This is a genomic window from Micromonospora sp. NPDC050187 (assembly GCF_044459745.1).
In the GTDB taxonomy this organism is placed as follows: domain Bacteria; phylum Actinomycetota; class Actinomycetes; order Mycobacteriales; family Micromonosporaceae; genus Micromonospora.
Genome location: NZ_JBITJH010000001.1, coordinates 550743 through 566125, shown reverse-complemented (window position 1 = coordinate 566125; position 15383 = coordinate 550743). Strand labels below are relative to the sequence as shown.

Annotated in this window: 14 protein-coding genes; 9 read left to right on the top strand and 5 right to left on the bottom strand. The window is 73.7% G+C overall.

What is annotated here, in order from left to right; all coding sequences use genetic code 11:
* The first annotated feature begins 305 nt into the window (after positions 1–305).
* Positions 306–1589: a cytochrome P450 gene (locus ACIBJE_RS02800; RefSeq protein ID WP_396742042.1), complete on the top strand. Its 1284-nt coding sequence runs from the start codon at positions 306–308 to the stop codon at positions 1587–1589.
* Here ACIBJE_RS02800 and ACIBJE_RS02795 read toward each other — a convergent pair.
* On the bottom strand, positions 1552–2580 hold the full coding sequence (locus ACIBJE_RS02795; protein ID WP_396742040.1) for an ArsR family transcriptional regulator: 1029 nt from the start codon (positions 2578–2580) through the stop codon (positions 1552–1554). The genes ACIBJE_RS02800 and ACIBJE_RS02795 overlap by 38 nt on opposite strands.
* Before the next feature lie 192 nt (positions 2581–2772).
* Between ACIBJE_RS02795 and ACIBJE_RS02790 the strand changes: the two genes are divergently transcribed.
* The 3 genes from ACIBJE_RS02790 to ACIBJE_RS02780 are packed head-to-tail and all read left to right on the top strand — an operon-like array spanning position 2773 to position 8014.
* Positions 2773–5958: an amino acid adenylation domain-containing protein gene (locus ACIBJE_RS02790; protein WP_396742038.1), complete on the top strand. Its 3186-nt coding sequence runs from the start codon at positions 2773–2775 to the stop codon at positions 5956–5958.
* The gene (locus ACIBJE_RS02785) at positions 5955–6830 is read left to right on the top strand and encodes an alpha/beta fold hydrolase (protein ID WP_396742037.1); all 876 of its coding nucleotides are present in this window, start codon (positions 5955–5957) and stop codon (positions 6828–6830) included. Before ACIBJE_RS02790 ends, ACIBJE_RS02785 begins: the two co-directional genes overlap by 4 nt.
* Positions 6803–8014, top strand: coding sequence for an MFS transporter (locus ACIBJE_RS02780; RefSeq protein WP_396742035.1), 1212 nt, complete (start codon positions 6803–6805; stop codon positions 8012–8014). The genes ACIBJE_RS02785 and ACIBJE_RS02780 overlap by 28 nt, the downstream gene beginning before the upstream one ends.
* Before the next feature lie 72 nt (positions 8015–8086).
* On the opposite strand, the gene ACIBJE_RS02775 is transcribed toward ACIBJE_RS02780, so the two are convergent.
* The gene (locus tag ACIBJE_RS02775) at positions 8087–8533 is read right to left on the bottom strand and encodes a protein phosphatase (RefSeq protein WP_396742033.1); all 447 of its coding nucleotides are present in this window, start codon (positions 8531–8533) and stop codon (positions 8087–8089) included.
* A 69-nt stretch (positions 8534–8602) separates the two neighbouring features.
* On the opposite strand from ACIBJE_RS02775, the gene ACIBJE_RS02770 reads away from it, so the two are divergent.
* Entirely contained in the window at positions 8603–9742 is a 1140-nt protein-coding gene (locus ACIBJE_RS02770; RefSeq protein WP_396742031.1) for a DUF6461 domain-containing protein, read from the top strand.
* A gap of 126 nt (positions 9743–9868) precedes the next feature.
* A complete protein-coding gene (locus ACIBJE_RS02765) occupies positions 9869–10267 on the top strand; it encodes a DoxX family protein (RefSeq protein WP_396742029.1) in 399 nt (132 codons plus the stop codon).
* Positions 10268–10296: 29 nt separating this feature from the next.
* Here the strand turns inward: ACIBJE_RS02765 and ACIBJE_RS02760 are convergent, their stop codons facing one another.
* The gene (locus ACIBJE_RS02760) at positions 10297–10866 is read right to left on the bottom strand and encodes a DUF2087 domain-containing protein (protein ID WP_396742027.1); all 570 of its coding nucleotides are present in this window, start codon (positions 10864–10866) and stop codon (positions 10297–10299) included.
* Between the two features lie 412 nt (positions 10867–11278).
* Here ACIBJE_RS02760 and ACIBJE_RS02755 point away from each other — a divergent pair, with 412 nt between their 5' ends.
* Both ACIBJE_RS02755 and ACIBJE_RS02750 read left to right on the top strand, forming a co-directional pair.
* Positions 11279–11641, top strand: a complete 363-nt coding sequence (locus ACIBJE_RS02755; RefSeq protein ID WP_396742025.1) for a DUF952 domain-containing protein — start codon at positions 11279–11281, stop codon at positions 11639–11641.
* A gap of 169 nt (positions 11642–11810) precedes the next feature.
* Positions 11811–12272 (top strand): hypothetical protein, encoded by a 462-nt coding sequence (locus ACIBJE_RS02750; RefSeq protein ID WP_396742023.1) that lies wholly within the window; start codon positions 11811–11813, stop codon positions 12270–12272.
* 150 nt (positions 12273–12422) lie between these two features.
* Here ACIBJE_RS02750 and ACIBJE_RS02745 read toward each other — a convergent pair whose 3' ends face one another.
* Together ACIBJE_RS02745 and ACIBJE_RS02740 are read right to left on the bottom strand one after the other, a co-directional pair.
* A complete protein-coding gene (locus tag ACIBJE_RS02745; protein WP_396742239.1) occupies positions 12423–13901 on the bottom strand; it encodes an MFS transporter in 1479 nt (492 codons plus the stop codon).
* A gap of 73 nt (positions 13902–13974) precedes the next feature.
* Positions 13975–14691 carry a siderophore-interacting protein gene (locus tag ACIBJE_RS02740; protein ID WP_396742022.1) on the bottom strand — a complete coding sequence of 239 codons (717 nt, stop codon included), beginning with the start codon at positions 14689–14691 and terminating at the stop codon, positions 13975–13977.
* Between the two features lie 115 nt (positions 14692–14806).
* On the opposite strand from ACIBJE_RS02740, the gene ACIBJE_RS02735 reads away from it, so the two are divergent.
* A complete protein-coding gene (locus ACIBJE_RS02735; RefSeq protein WP_396742237.1) occupies positions 14807–15373 on the top strand; it encodes a GNAT family N-acetyltransferase in 567 nt (188 codons plus the stop codon).
* The last annotated feature ends 10 nt before the right edge of the window (positions 15374–15383 follow it).

Sequence of the window (15383 nt, the reverse complement as noted above, 5' to 3'; positions counted from 1 at the left end):
TCCTCCCCCACGCCCGGCGGACGCGCGTCGAGGGACCGACGTGGTTCCACACGCACCCGGCCGGTCCCGCGTTGCCATCGGATCGGGCGGCGGCATTTCCGCACCAGCCCGGTACGACCTCGTCCGCACAATTCACGGGTGGTCACATGAGCCGAGCCTAACCCACAAATCCACATTATCGAGTGCCAGAAAATAAGTGATGGAAAACGCTCCGGAATGAGCTGGGAACCGGCGGCGTGCGACGCGCCCTGCCCATTTATGGCACCACCGCCCCCAGCAATTCCGCACCCCGACCGGAGGGACCTGTGCTGACCCGTACCCCCCTGTTCACCGCCGGCGGTGAGGATTTCGACCCGACCGATCCCCACCTGTTCACCACCGACCGGCACCTGGCGGTCTGGCGGCAGGCCCGGGCCCGGCACCCCGTCGCCTGGCAGGAGTCCGCCGACGGCGGCCTCTGGTCGGTCACCGGCCACCGGGCGGGCAGTGAGCTGCTCCGGCGGCCCGCCGAGTTCACCTCGACCCTGGGCATGCGCCTGGGCAGCAGTCCGCAGGCCGTCCGGGCCGCCGCCGGGCAGATGCTCGTGGTCGCCGACGGCCCCGCGCACCGTCGGCTGCGGACCGCCCACTCGGCGTGGTTCACGCCCCGGGCGCTGGCCGGGCTCCGCGCCGAGCTGCTCCGCCGGCTCGACGCGCGACTGGCGGAACTGCTCGACCGGGGCACGCCGTTCGACGTGGTCGGCGAACTCACCGCGCTGCTGCCGGCGTGGGCGCTGCTCGGCATGATGGGTGTCCCGGCCGCCGACTGGGACCACCTGGTCGGGCTGACCCTGCGGGCCTTCGACGACGACGAACGCGGCCCGGAGGCGGCGGCGGCCCGGACCGAGGCGCACACCGAGGTCTTCCTGTACTTCGCCGACCTGCTCGACCGGCGCCGGGCCGAGCCGGGCGACGACATGGTGAGCGCGCTGGCGCAGGCGGTGGTGGACGGCCGGCCGCTGACCGACGAGGAGATCGTCCTCAACTGCGACGGGCTGATGAACGGGGGGCTGGAGACGACCCCGCACGCCGCCTCCGGCGCGATGCTCGCCTTCGCCCGGCACCCGGAGGTCTGGCGACGGCTGCGGCAGGACCCGGAGCTGACCGACCGGGCGGTGGAGGAGATCCTCCGTTACACCTCACCGCCCATGCACGCGATGCGGACCGCCACCGTCGACGCCACCCTGGGCGACGCCTCGATCCGGGCCGGGGACCGGGTGGTGGTGTGGTTCCCGTCCTGCAACGCCGACGACACCGTCTTCACCGAGCCGGAGCGGTTCGTGGTCGACCGGTGGCCCAACCCCCACCTCGGGTTCGGCGGCGGGCCGCACTACTGCATCGGTGCGGCCCTCGCCCGGCTGGAGCTGCGTTGCCTGCTGGAGACCCTGGCCCGGCGGGTCGAGGCGTTCGAGGTCACCGGCGCAGTGGTCCGTCAGCCGTCGAACTTCCTGAACGGCCTGCGCCGCCTGGACCTGGCGCTGACCCCGGCCCCGTCGGCGGGCGGGACGGCGCTCACCGAGGGTCGTCGGCACTCCGGGACGCCTCGATGACGTGCATCCCGGGCGGACCGGCCACGGTCCGCCCGAACACCCAGCCCGCCCGCTCCAGCAGCTCCCGGTACTGCCCGAGGGTCCGTTCCCGGGCTCCCGGGTACAGCACCATCATCACCACGTCCGACCAGGCCTGGGTCGCCGCCAGCGGCCCCGACCCAGGGAGCAGGTCCTCGAAGATCCGCAGCCGCGCGCCCGGGGACGCGCCCCGGGCGAGGGCGCCGAGGATCCCGACCACCGCGTCGTCGTCCCAGTCGTGCAGGACCCGGGAGAGCAGGTACACGTCGCCGGCCGGCACGGGCGTGAAGAGGTCGTGCGGTCGGACGTCGGCCCGGTCGGCGAGCCCGCGTTCCCGGAACCGGTCCACCGCCCGGGGCAGCACCTGCGGCTGGTCCAACAGGATGCCCTTCAGCCCGGGGGCAGCGTCGAGCACCGCGGCCAGCAGCACCCCGCTGCCGCCGCCCACGTCCACCACCGTGCCGCCATCGGGCCAGTCCAGCAGGGGTACGCAGGGCAGCGAGAGCAGCCGCGCCTGTTCCGCCATCGCCTGGCTGAACACCGCCTGCTGGTCGGGACGGTCCGCCAGGTACTCCCAGAACCCGGTGCCCAGCGCGCCGGGGACGGCGGGACGGCCGGTGCGGATCGTGTCGACCAGCCGGTGTGCCACGTCGGAGACGCCGAGCGTGGCGAAGGTGGCCCAGACGGACATCGGATGGTCCCGCCGGAGCAGCTCGCCCCGGTCGGTGAGCCACACCCGGTCCGTCTCGCGGTGGTGCGTCACGATCTCGTGCCCGTCGAGCAGGCGCAGCACCCGGCGCAGTGCGTCCGGGTCGGCGGCCACCTCGGCCGCCAGGTCGGACACCGGCCGGGGCCCGTCCGCGAGGCGGTCCGGAATCTCCAGCCTGGCCACCGCGCAGAGCGCGTGGAAAACCAGTCCGGACTGATAGACGTGGAACAGCTCAGCGATTTCCGCGATCGGCTCCCGGAACACCAGAAATCAACCTCCCCGCGTTGGACAACGAAGGAAATCTAGCAAGGTTTGTCAATGCATACACCGCCCGGACGACCATGTTCGACGTACCGGCGGGCAACAGTCCGAACAGGACGCGAGAAAACCGGAAAAGCACCGGTGACACCTCCGAGGTCCCCCCACGACCGGTCGACCCGTGAAAGGATGCCGACGATGACGTCCCCTGCCCCCACGGTGGGCGGCGTGCTCCCGCAAGCCGCCGCACCGGCCGTGAGCACCCGGCTGCCACTCTCCTTCGCGCAGGAGCAGTTGTGGCTGGTGGACCAGCTCAGCCCCGGCGAGTCCACGTACCACAGCCCGCTCGTCTACCGCCTGCACGGGACGCTGGATCTCACCGCGCTCCGGGCCGCGCTGACCGGCCTGGTGGCCCGGCACGACGCGCTGCGGGCCACGTTCGGCACCGAGGACGGCACGCCGTACCAGGAGATCGCCCCGCCCGCCCCGGTCCGGCTCGACGTACGCCCGGTGTCCGGCGACACCCCGGACGACCGGGAGGCGGCCCTGCACCGGACGCTCCGGGCGGAGGTCACCACCCCGTTCGACCTGCGGGTCGGCCCGCTGTACCGCTTCCTGCTGCTGCGGCTCGCCGACGACGACCACGTACTCCTGCTGCTCCTGCACCACATCGTCACCGACGGCTGGTCGGCCGGGGTGCTCCGGCGGGACCTGGCCGCCGGGTACGCCGCCGCGGTCGCCGGCCACGCCCCGCGACTGCCACCGCCCGTCCGCACGTACGCCGCGCACGTGCTGGCCCAGCGCGCCCGGCTGACCCCGGAGACGCTCGAGTCCGGACTGCGGCACTGGGAGCGGACGCTGCGCGACGTCCCGCCGGTGGACCTGCCCACCGACCGGCCCCGGACGGCCGCCTCCGGGCAGCCCGGCGCGACGGTCGTCCGGCCCCTGCCCGACGCGCTGTGCCGCCGGGTGGCGGCGCTCTGCCGCGACCGTCAGGTGTCCCCCTTCATGCTGTTGACCACGGCCCTGGCGGCGGTGCTCGCCACCGAGGCCGGCCAGGAGGACCTGCCGCTCGGCGTGCCGTTGCTGGGCCGGGCCGAGGCGGAGCTGGAGGACGTGGTCGGGCTCTTCGTCAACATGGTGGTGCTCCGCCTCGACCTCTCCGGTGACCCCGCCTTCGACGAGCTGCTGGACCGGGTCGCCGAGGCGAGTCTCGGTCTCTACGACCACGACGAGGTGCCCTTCTCGAAGGTGGTCGAGCGGGTCCGACCGGTCCGCACCGAGGGCCGCAACCCGCTGTTCCAGGTCTGCGTGCAGTTGCTCGGCGCGGACACCAGCGGGGCCGGGCTGTCCCTGCCCGGCCTCACCGTCGAGCTGGTCCCGCCCCCGTCGGAGCGGTCCCCGTTCGACCTCTCCGTCGACTTCGCCGTCACGCCCGACCGCATCGACGTCCACCTCACGTACGCGACCGAGCTGTTCGACCGGTGGCGGATCGAGGCGCTGCTCGACCACCTCACCACCCTGCTGACGGCCGGGTGCGCCGACCCGGCCCGTCCGCTGTCGCGTCTCGCGCTGCTGTCCGACCGGGAACGGACCGCGCTGCTCGCACTCGGCGACGGCGGTCCGGACCGGACCGACGAACGCCCACTGGACGCCCGGATCGCGGCGGTCGCCGCCGCCCGCCCGGACGCGGTGGCCGCGGTCTGCCGGGGACGGGAACTGACCTACGGCGGTCTGCTCCGCCGGGCGGACGCGCTGGCCCACCGGCTGGTCCGGCACGGAGCCGGTCCGGAACGGGTGGTCGCCGTCGTCGCCGACCGGGACCTCGACCTGGTCGTCGCCGTGCTCGGCGTGCTGCGGGCCGGAGCCGCGGTGACCATCCTCGACCCCACGCACCCGGCCCGACGGCTGGCCCGCCTGGTCGACGCGGTCGACCCGCCGGTGGTGCTTACCCGGTCCACCCTGGTCGACCGGTTGCCGCCGCTGCCGGGCCGGGAGGTGCTGTCCCTGGACGTCTCGGCGGCCGAGCCACCCGCGCCGGGGCCGCTACCGGCGCACACCACGGCCACCCTGGCCGCCGTGGTGACCACCTCCGGGTCGACCGGCCGACCCAAGCCGGTGGCGCTCGACCACGCCGGACTGGTCAGCTTCGTCGACCGTAACCGCCGGGTGCTCGACCTCGGTCCGACCGACCGGATGCTCCAGTTCTGTTCGCTCACCTTCGACCTGGCCCTCGGCGAGGTGCTCACCGCGCTCACCGTCGGCGCCACGCTGGTGCTCGTCTCCCCCGAGGAGGGGTCCGCGCCGGACGAGGTGTCGGCGCTGATGCGGGCGCAGCGGGTCACCTACCTCGGGCTGACCCCGACCATGCTCGGCAGCCTCGACCCGACCGGTCACCCCGCCCTCCGGGTCGTGCTGAGCGCCGGCGAGGTGCTGACCACGGATCTGGTCGACGCCTGGACCGCACCGGGCCGCCGCATGGTCAACCTGTACGGCCCGACCGAGATCTCGGTGGGCTGCACCGACCACGAGTGCGCGCCGGTCCGGGGGCACTGCCCGCCGCCGATCGGCCGCCCCCACCCCGGCCGGTGGCTGTACGTGGTGGACCGGTACGGACGCCTCGCCCCCCGGGGCGCCCCCGGTGAGCTGCTCGTCGGGGGCGTCGGAGTGGCCCGGGGGTACCTCGGCCAGCCCGCGCTGACCGCAGAACGCTTCGTGCCCGACCCGTTCCGCCCCGGGGGCCGGGTCTACCGCAGCGGCGACCTGGTGCGGTGGAACGGCGCCGGTGAGCTCGAGTTCCTCGGTCGCCTCGACGACCAGGTCAAGCTGCGCGGGTTGCGGATCGAGCCCGGCGAGGTCGAGTCGGCGCTGCTGACCCACCCGCGCGTCCGCCGGGCGGCGGTGGTGGTCCGCCCCGACCCGCGCGGGGAGCCCCGCCTGGTCGGGTACGTCAGCGCCGACGGGCCGCCGCCGACCCCGGCGGAACTCCGGGCCCACCTCGACGCGGTGCTCCCCGCGTACCTGGTGCCGGGCGCGTGGTGCGTGCTCGACGAGTTCCCGCTGACCAGCTCACAGAAGATCGACCGGGCCGCCCTGCCGGACCCGGAGCCGACCGCCGCGCGGGGCGGAGCCGTCCCTGCGGCCACCCCGACCGAGGCCGCCCTGGTGGCGATCTTCGGGGAGGTGCTCGGGGTGCCGGAGGTCGGTGTGGACGCCAACTTCTTCGCGCTGGGCGGCAGTTCGTTGCAGGGCATGCGGGTGGTCAGCCGGATCAACCGGACGTTCGGGGTACGGCTGAACCTGCGCCTGCTCTACGGCACCGCCACGGTCCGGGACCTCGCCGCCCGGATCGACGGCACGACGAGGCGGGAGGCGGCCGGGTGACCGACGACGAGGCGGTGCTGACCATCCGCGCCACCGGGCACCGGCCCGCGCTGTGCTGCGTACCGGCCATCTCCGGGTCCCCCTACCCGTACCTGCCGCTGGCCGCCCTGCTCGACGCCGACCAGCCCGTCCTCGCTTTGGAGGCGCCCGGCTTCGACGACGACCGGCCGCCGGCCGGCTCGCTGCCCGACCTCACGGCCGGCTACCGGGACACGCTGCGCCGGGTCCGGCCCGACCGGGCGTACGCCCTGCTCGGGTGGTCGATGGGGGGCGTGGTCGCGTACCACCTGGCGCAGCGGCTGCGTGCCGACGGGTTCGGCGTGCCGGCGCTGGTCCTCGTCGACAGCGTCGTGCCGACCCTGATGCGGCATCCCGCAGGAGCGGAGCGGACGACGAGGTTCGTGGTGGACCTGCTGGCCACCTCGGGCCAGCCGGTCGAGCCGGCCCGGGCGGTGCTCGACGGCCTGCCCGCCGGGAGCACGCCGGAGGCGACGTTCGCCGCCCTGTCCCGGGCCGGTGTCCTCCCGGACGACCTCGACCACGACTTCCTGCTGCACCGGTACGCGCTGTTCGACGCCCACCTCACGGCGCTGAGCCGCTACCGGCCCACCGGCGGGTACGACGGTCCGGTCACCGTGGTCCGCGCCGCCGACTCCCCCGCCGACCTGATGCGCTGGGACGGCCTGGCCTCGGACGTCACGGAACTCGTCGTCCCCGGCGACCACTACTCGATCTGGCGGGGCGAGGGGTTGGCCGCGCTCGGCCGGGCCCTGCGCCGCTGCCTGTCCACCACCGACACCGACGACCAAGGGCGCCCGTACGCCCGGAAAGGAACGGCCGACGAATGGCCTCCGCCACCTGGCGGCGCGTGACCGTACTGCTGGCTCTCGCCCTGTCCGCCTTCACCTTCAACACCACCGAGAACCTGCCGATCGGCCTGCTCCCGCTGATCTCCGAGGACCTGGACGTCACGTTCTCCTCGGTCGGTTACCTCGTCACCGGCTACGGCCTCACGGTGGCCGTCGTCTCGCTGCCGCTCGCCCAGGTGACCCGGGACCTGCCCCGCCGGTGGGTGCTCACCGTCGTGCTGGCGGTGCTCGTGGTGTCCACCCTGGTCTCGATCATCGCGGCCAGCTACTGGGTGCTGCTGACCGCCCGGATCGCGACCGCCGTCGCCCAGGCCGTCTTCTGGGCGGTGATGGCGCCCGTCGCGGTGGGGCTCTTCGCACCCGAGGTACGGGGACGGGTGATCGCGGTGATGTCGGTCGGCGGCTCGCTGGCCACCGTGCTCGGCGTGCCGGCCGGCACCTGGCTCGGACAGCAGGGTGGCTGGCGGGCACCGTTTTTGGTGCTGACCGCCCTGTCCCTCGCCGCGCTGGTGCTGATCGCGCTGCTGCTGCCGACCAGCCGTCCACAGGACAGCCACGGCGCGTACGGCTCCGCCCCGCACACCGGCCGGTTCGTGGTCACGTTGCTGGCCACCGCCGTTTCGGTGACCGGCATGTTCGCCGGGTTCACCTACGTCGTCCGGCTGCTCACCGACGTCACCGGCTTCACCGACGAGACGGTGAGCGTGCTGCTCTTCGTCTTCGGGCTCGCCGGCATCGCCGGGGTGAGCGGGGTCGGCCAGATCCTCGACCGGTTCCCCAACGGCGCGCTGGTGCTGACCATCGGGCTCCAGGCGGTCGCCCTGCTCGGCCTCTGGCTGTTCGCCACCGAGAAGGTCGCGGTGATCGCCATGCTCGCCCTGCTCGGCGCGTCGGCGGCACCGGTGTTCATGGCCACCCAGGCCCGGATCCTGGTGGTCGCCCCGGGCCGGACCGAGATCGGCTTCGCGGCCAACTCGGCGGCGTTCAACGTGGGCATCGCGATCGGCGCGGCGGTCGGCGGACTGGTGCTGACGCCGCTGGGCGCGCGTGGGGTGTTCGGCATCGGCGCGCTGGTCACCTTCGTGGCCCTGGCGGTCGTCGCGGGCGAGTCGCTGCTGGCCGGTCGTCCGGAGGCGGTCCCGCCCGCTCCGGCAGCCACTCCGGAACGGGCCGACAAGGCCTCCTGACCCGGCGTCGGCGGCGTCGGGGTAGTCGACGGCGGCTCGACGGTCGTCCGGGCGCGGACCGCGCCCGGACGGTCAGCCGTCGTTGCCGGCGGGACGGAAACTCGCCACGTAACGCTTCTGCCAGAACGTCTCCACCGCGCGGCGGTGGTAGTGCCGCCGGACGAACGCCACCGCCTCGGCCGGCGGCACCCCGTCGATGACCGCGAGGCAGGCCAGGGCGGTGCCGGTGCGGCCCCGGCCGCCGCCGCAGGCCACCTCCACCCGCCCGGTCGCCGCCCGGTCCCACGCCTCGCGCAGCAGTGGCCCGACAGCGGCCCGGTCCCGGGGCAGCCGGAAGTCGGGCCAGGGCAGCCATCGGCTCTCCCAGTCCACCGCAGGCGGTGGTGCGCCGAGCAGGTAGACGGCGAAGGTCGGGGCGGGACCGGACGGCAGCCCGGCCCGCAGCCCCCGCCCCCGGACCAGCCGCCCCGACGGCAGTCGCAGCACCCCCGGAGCGGTCGGCTCCCACGTCGTGTCCATGGGTCGATCGTAGGGATCGGGCGGGTCCCTTCACGCGCGACTGTCGTACGTCCGCGCGAGGATGCCGGCGTGCAGGCTCTCGACCACTACACCGATCTGCTCGCCCGGCCCGACGTGCCCGCCGTGGCGCTCTGCCTCACGGTGGCCGCCGTCGGCGACACCGACGAAGCACTGCTCCGCTACGACGCGTTCCGTCCCGACCGGCGGGCCACCCTGGTCGACGTGGCCCAGGAGGCGTGGGTGGATCCGCTGCGAATCGTCGTGGCGGACCGGCACGGCGACGGGGTCCTGCTGGTGGAGTCGAACGGCTTCCACGGCGCGCGGCCGCCGGTGCTGCGGCGGCTCTCCCAGGGCACGGTGGCCGCCAGCGTGTACTGGAACGTCAACGCGGTCAGCCGGCTCAGTTACGCGTGTGACGGCGAGGTGCTCACCGCGTTCGAGGTCCTGGGCGGCCCACCCCGGGACCTGCCGGCGGTACTCGTCCCGTTCCTCGACGGACTGGACTTCGGCCCGGGGATCGCCTGGGCGTCCGCGTTGACCTTCCTCGAACGGGTCGCCGGCGCCCGGCTGACCGCGGACTGGTTCCACACACCGCACCCGGCCTCGTTGATCGTCGACCCGGAGCGGTTCGACCGCCCCGCGACACTGGCCGCCCTGCTGCCCGGGATCCACGACCGCCACTGGTCGCCGCGGAGCGCGGGTGGACCGAGCCTGCCCGAGCCGGCCCGGACGGTCTTCCGGCGACGCGCCGAGGGGCGGGGCCGGCTGCTCCGACAGGCCACCGACCTGACGGTGCGGCAGGTGCTCCCGGACGTGGCGCTGCCCGACCCGACGAGTCTGACGGAGACCGAACGACAGCGGTGCCGGGCGGACCTGATGGCGGCGGCCCGGGAGAGCTACCGGGCGGGGGCCGGGTGGTACTGGGCCGACGAGGACGACGATGACGAGCCGACCGGCGGCAGCATCGAGGATCTGGTCGCCGAGATCTCCGACGAGCAGGCGGCGGAGGAGGCGGCCCAGGCCGCGCTACGCCGGGGCCATGCCCTCGCCGCCGCCCGGCACCGGTTGCTCGCCGACCCCCGGGCGGCTCTCGCCGGCGCCCTGGCCCAGGCCCAGGCCGCCGATCCGGTGGGCTGGCCGCACCTGCGTCAGCAGGTCACCGACCTGCTGACCCGGACCGACCCGAACGCCGTGGCAGAGAAGGCGTGACCCGAGCAGGTCATCACCCGGGAGGTAACCTTCCCCGCCGGACGCACCGGTCGACCGTCCGGCGTGGACGGACGACCGGCGGCCACCTGATCTGCTACGGTTCCGCGTGCTGATCAACGATCTCGAATGGCTTCCTCGGAGGGCCCGCACATGAACGTCGCCCTGTGGGTCACCGCGGGTCTGCTCGCCGCCGTCTTCCTGGTGATCGGCGGCATCAAGCTGGCCCGCCCGAAGGATCAGCTCCTCACCAACGGCATGGAGGCGTTGGAGCCGCTCCCGCCCGGCCTGATCAAGTTCATCGGCGCGGCGGAGGTGCTCGCCGCGTTCGGGCTGGTCCTCCCCGGCCTGCTCGACATCGCCCCGGTGCTCGTACCGCTGGCCGCCGTCGGGCTGCTCGTCATCATGGTCGGCGCGGTCGTCACGCACGCCCTGCGCCGGGAGGTCGGCCCGGTCCTGCGCAACGTGGTGCTGGTCGCCCTGCTCGTGCTGGTGGCCTGGGGCCGCTTCGGGCCGTACGCCTTCTGACCCCTGCGTGACCACGGGCCGAGGCGGCGTCAGCTCAGCCTCATCGCCCGGACGTGCCGTTCCGCCCGGCCGGGTTCGCCGGCCGGCTCCGGGCCGAGCCGGTAGACGCCGTCCGCGCGGGAGAGGATCCGCAGGTCGACGAGGTACCGGCGGATCGTCACGTGGTCGATCTCTCCCCCGTCGCACCAGGTGCGGAGCCGCTCGTTGACGGCCGCCTCGGGGTAGTCCACGCCGGGCGTGAACGACCGTTCGGCGACGTGCCGCAGCAGGTCCCGGCGGCGACCCTGCTGCGCCGGAAGACCGACCAGCCGGTCGCCGCGCAGGAACGGCCGGAACCCGACCTCGCCGCCGGCGTCGACGGCGGGAGATGTGGCCCGCGCCAGCTCGCGCAGCCGGTCATAGTCCACCCGGAGGGCGTCGCCATCCGCGAGCACGAGTTCCTGTTCGCGCAGCCGACGCAGCGCCACCAGCGCCGCCTTCGCGCCGAGGCCGGAGGCCGCCACGACGGCATCGGGCGTCAGCGCCCCGAGCGCGACCGCGCCGAGCACCCGCAGCCGATCCGGCTCCGCCACCAACCGCACTACCGTCTCAGGAGTCACGACCCCTTTCTCCCCGTTCCGCGCCCATCCCTCAACAGGTTTTCCGTCGCCCGGGTTCTGCCTCGCGGGTCTCGTCGTTGACAACGGCGGCCAGCTCACCCGGGGTAACCCCCCAGACCGCACACCACACACCCTGCTGCGCCCTTTGCTCTGCACCCCTCTATGCGCCAGATACCCACGGTCACCAGCCGCTCCCCACACAGGGGCGCATCGACACACCATTACCCCTGTTCACCACCGGTGTCGCGTATCCGGGTGCAGAGCAAAGGCAAACCCCGGGGAAGACACCCACTGGCGAAGAACCGCCCAGCGTGAAAACCCACCAGCATCCGAACATGCCACACACAGCGTGACGGACACGAGCGGGAGCCGGCGTCAGGCAGGACGGCGGGAACTTCGGTACCGTCCGGCTGTGCTCTTCCACATCGCCGAGGTGGCGGACTGGCAGCGGGCCCGCGGGGCCGGGGACTACCGGGTTTCCACCCGGGGCCGGACCCTGGCCGACGAGGGTTTCATCCACGCCTCGCGGCGCGACCAGATCCTCGGCGTCGCCGAGGCCTTCTACGCCGACGCCGGTCCGCTCCTGCTGCTGCACATCGACCCGGCCCGGCTGACCGCACCGGTCCGCGACGACGAGGTGGCACCGGGAGTGGTGTTCCCGCACGTCTACGGGCCGATCAACCTCGACGCCGTCGTCGCCGTGACCCCGCTGCCCCGGGCCGCCGACGGGACGTTCCTCCTCCCCGACGAGTTGCGGGACGGGCCAGAGGCTTGACCCGCCCTGGCAGCGTGGCTGTCGCACCGAGGAGGACGCCATGTCTCTCGTGGCCACCCTGCTCACCCTCGCGGCCGGCCACCGGCGACGCTGTCGTAGATCTGTCAGAACGGCCGGCCAGGTCGGGGAGACGGTTCGGGTAGACACCCTCTCCGGAAAGGAAACGGCCATGAATCGCAGAATCCGTCCGCTGGCCGCGGTGACCGGTCTGATCGCCCTCCTCGCACCCGTGGTGGGGGCACCGGGCACCGCCCAGGCAGGGCCGGGCTCGACGCCGGGGCAGGCGACGCACGGCTGCGCGCCGCTGCGGCCCGAGTCCGACTTCTACGCCGGTGGTCGGGTGGCCACCGTGCTGCTGACCGTGCCGCAGAACCCGACCTGCACCACGATCAGCGTCTCGCACGTCGTGGACGTGGCCGCGCCGTCGGACCGCTGCCAGGACTTCCTCGTCGTCTTCTACCCCACCGACGGCAGCGATCCGGTCGCCACCGAGCCGGTCACGGCCTGCTCCCACGGCCCGCGTTCCCGGCCGGTGGTCCTCGCCACCGACGTGCCGGACGGCGCGCCGTACCGGGTGCTGTACGAGATCGACTACCTGGGCCAGGACGTCCGGTTCACCGTCCGGCACTGACGGCGGCCCGGACCAGCGCCCGCAGCAGGTCCGTCACCGTCTGACCGGTCTCGACGGCCGGGCCCGGTCGACGCGTCAGCAGTGGTGACGCCCGCCGGGCCCGGTCGACGCGTAGCCGCTGGCGACGTCCGGCCGGGCCCGGTCCCGGGCTCAGTCCGCCCGGCGGGCCGCACGGTGCAGCAGCAGGGCGGCCAACAGGCCGCCGACCAGGACCGCAGCCGCGCCGACGGTCTGACCGACCACCACGGCCGAGGAGAACGCCTCGGCGACCGACTGGCGTTCGGGTTCGCTCCGGGCGGCGGCCAGGGCGGCGGGGAACGAGGCGGCACCCGCCAGGGCGACCGGCAGCGCCGCCGTGAAGCGGGCGTTCATCACCGCGCCGAGCACGGCCACGCCGAGGCTGGTGCCGACCTCCGTCATGGTGCCGTCCACACCGGCCCCCGCACCGGCCCGGTCGACGGGGATCGCGCTCATCACCGCCTCCACGATGGCGGGGTTGGCCACGGCACAGCCGGCACCCATCAGCACCAGACCGCCGAGCAGCACGCCGTAGTCGTCGATCGGGGCGTGCGCGGCGACCACCAGCCCGGCGGCGAGCGACGTCATGCCGGCGGCGATGGCCGCCGGGATGCCGAGCGCCCGGATCAACCGGGCGGTGACCCCGACCAGGTTGAGCAGGACCACAGTCAACGCGAACGGCACCATCCGCAGGCCCGCCTCCCAGGCCGTGTGGCCCCGGACGAACTGCAACTGTTGGGCCAGCAGGAACAGGGCGCCCGCGCTGCCGAAGGTGATCAGGACGACGCCGGCCACCGCGCCGACGAACCGCCGGTCCCGGAACAGGTCCATGTCGAGCATGGGATGCGGGATCCGCCGTTCCCAACTGACGAAGAGACCGACCAGCGCCACGCCGGCCAGGGCCGCGCCGAGGACCGACGGCGAGCCCCAGCCGTCCTCGGGACCACGGATGACCGCGTAGACCAGCGCGGTCAGCCCGGCGGTGGAGAGCACCGCCCCGACCAGGTCGAGGCGTCCGCCGGTGGCCCCGCGCGACTCGGGGACCAGCAGCGCGACGGCGGCCACGCAGAGCAGCGCGATCGGCACGTTCAGCAGGAAGATGGCCGGCCAGGTGAAATGGGCGAGGACGAACCCGCCCACGGGCGGCCCGGCGGCGAACCCGAGCGCGCTCACCGCCGCCCAGATGCCGATCGCCCGGGGCCGCTCCTCGGCGTCGAAGACCTGCATGGCGACCGCCAGGGTGCCGGTCACCAGGAGTGCGCCACCGACACCGAGGCCCGCCCGGGCGGCGATCAGCTGCCCGCTGGACTGCGCGGCCGCGGCGGCGAGCGAGGCGAGCCCGAACAGGACGAGCCCGGCCAGCAGCATCCGCCGCCGGCCGTAGCGGTCGACCACGCTACCGGCGGTGAGCAGCAGGCCGGACTGCACCAGGGCGTACGCGTTGATCACCCACTGGATGTCGGCGGTGCTGGCGTTCAGGTCCCGGGTGAGCGCCGGCACCGCCACGGTGAGCACGGTGTTGTCGAGCACCACGACCAGTTGGGCGAGACTGAGCACCCCGAGGATGAGCCAGCGGGTCGGCAGCCGGCTCGCGACGGCGTCGTCGTGGATCGGAGGCCCGGTCGTGGTGGGCGCGACGGTCACCGGGCACCGTCCGCCGGCGGGCCGCAGTGGACGGCTGGGGTCACCGGTCGGTCCAGTAGGCGAGCGAGGAGACCTGGTGCTTGCCGGCGCCGAGGCCGCGCCGGAGGTGCCGGGCGATGCTCCGGTTGCTGCCCGCCTCGCAGGCGACCCAGTAGTACGCCCCGTCGGTGTCCGGCGGGATCGCCGCGCACACCGTGTCGACCAGGTACTGTCCGCCGTCCTGGCGGGGCACCCACATCACCTTGTGGTGACCGCGCGCACGGGGGGTCAACGCCTGCTCGTTCTCGTGGGCGTACTCGAGCCAGACCGTGGCGGGGACCTCCCCGGCGTGGTCGAGCAGGCTGTTGACCGCCGGCAGTGAGGCGGCGTCGCCGACCAGGTAGAGGTGGCGCGGGGCGGGGTCGTCGGGCAGGGCGAACCCGGTGCCCTGGACGGTCGCGTCGATGGTGTCGCCGGGGCGGACGCTGGTGGCCCAGCGGGCGGCGACGCCGTCGTGCAGGGCGAACTCCAGGTGGAACCGGCCGGTCACCGGGTCCGGGTCGACCAGGGTGTACGCGCGCTGGTGCGCCTTGCCGTCGTTGTCGAACCACAGGCGGACCCACATCGTCGGATGCACGCCGCAGGCTTCCAGCAGTCCGCCACCGTCGACCAGCAGGCGTTGGTAGTGGGCATTCACCGACTCGGACTCGAGCACGGTCAGCCGGAAGTCCCTGCCTCCCATGGCCTTGAGCACCAGGGCTTCCCAGTTCCGTTTCACGCGGTCCTCCCGTACAGTCCTGCCCAGTTAGGCAAGGCTAACCTAAAACGATCGGTTCTGGGGAGAGGCGTCGTTTCGCGCACCGGACGATCCGCAAGACCATGAGATGAGGCACGTGATGTACGAGGAGACGATCCCCGGCTTCGGCACCCTGTCACTCACACCGGTGGACCCTGCGCTCCACGCCGGACTGTTGCACGGCTGGGTCACCCAGCCCCGGGCAGTGTACTGGGGTATGGGCTCCTTCACCCCGGACGACGTCCGTGAGGTCTACGAGTTCATCGCAGGACTCACCACCCACCACGCCTACCTGATCCAGCTGGACGACGTGCCGGTGGGTCTGTTCCAGACCTACGAGCCGGCAGCCGACCCGGTCGGCGAGCGGTACGAGGTGCGGACCGGCGACATCGGCATGCACCTGCTGCTGGCCCCGCCGCCCGGCACCGGGCGCGGCCTGACCACGGCGGTCGGACCGGCGCTGGCCCGGTTCCTGTTCCGCGACCCGGCGCACCACCGCATCGTGGTCGAGCCCGACGTCCGCAACGAGCTGGCGCTGCGCCGGCTGGAGCGGGAGGGCTTCACCTTCGACGACGAGATCGACATGCCCGACAAGCGTGCCCAGCTGGCCTTCCTCACCCGCACCCGCTTCGAGGCGGACCACCCGCAGCCGGTGGCCCGGTAGTCCACCCCAC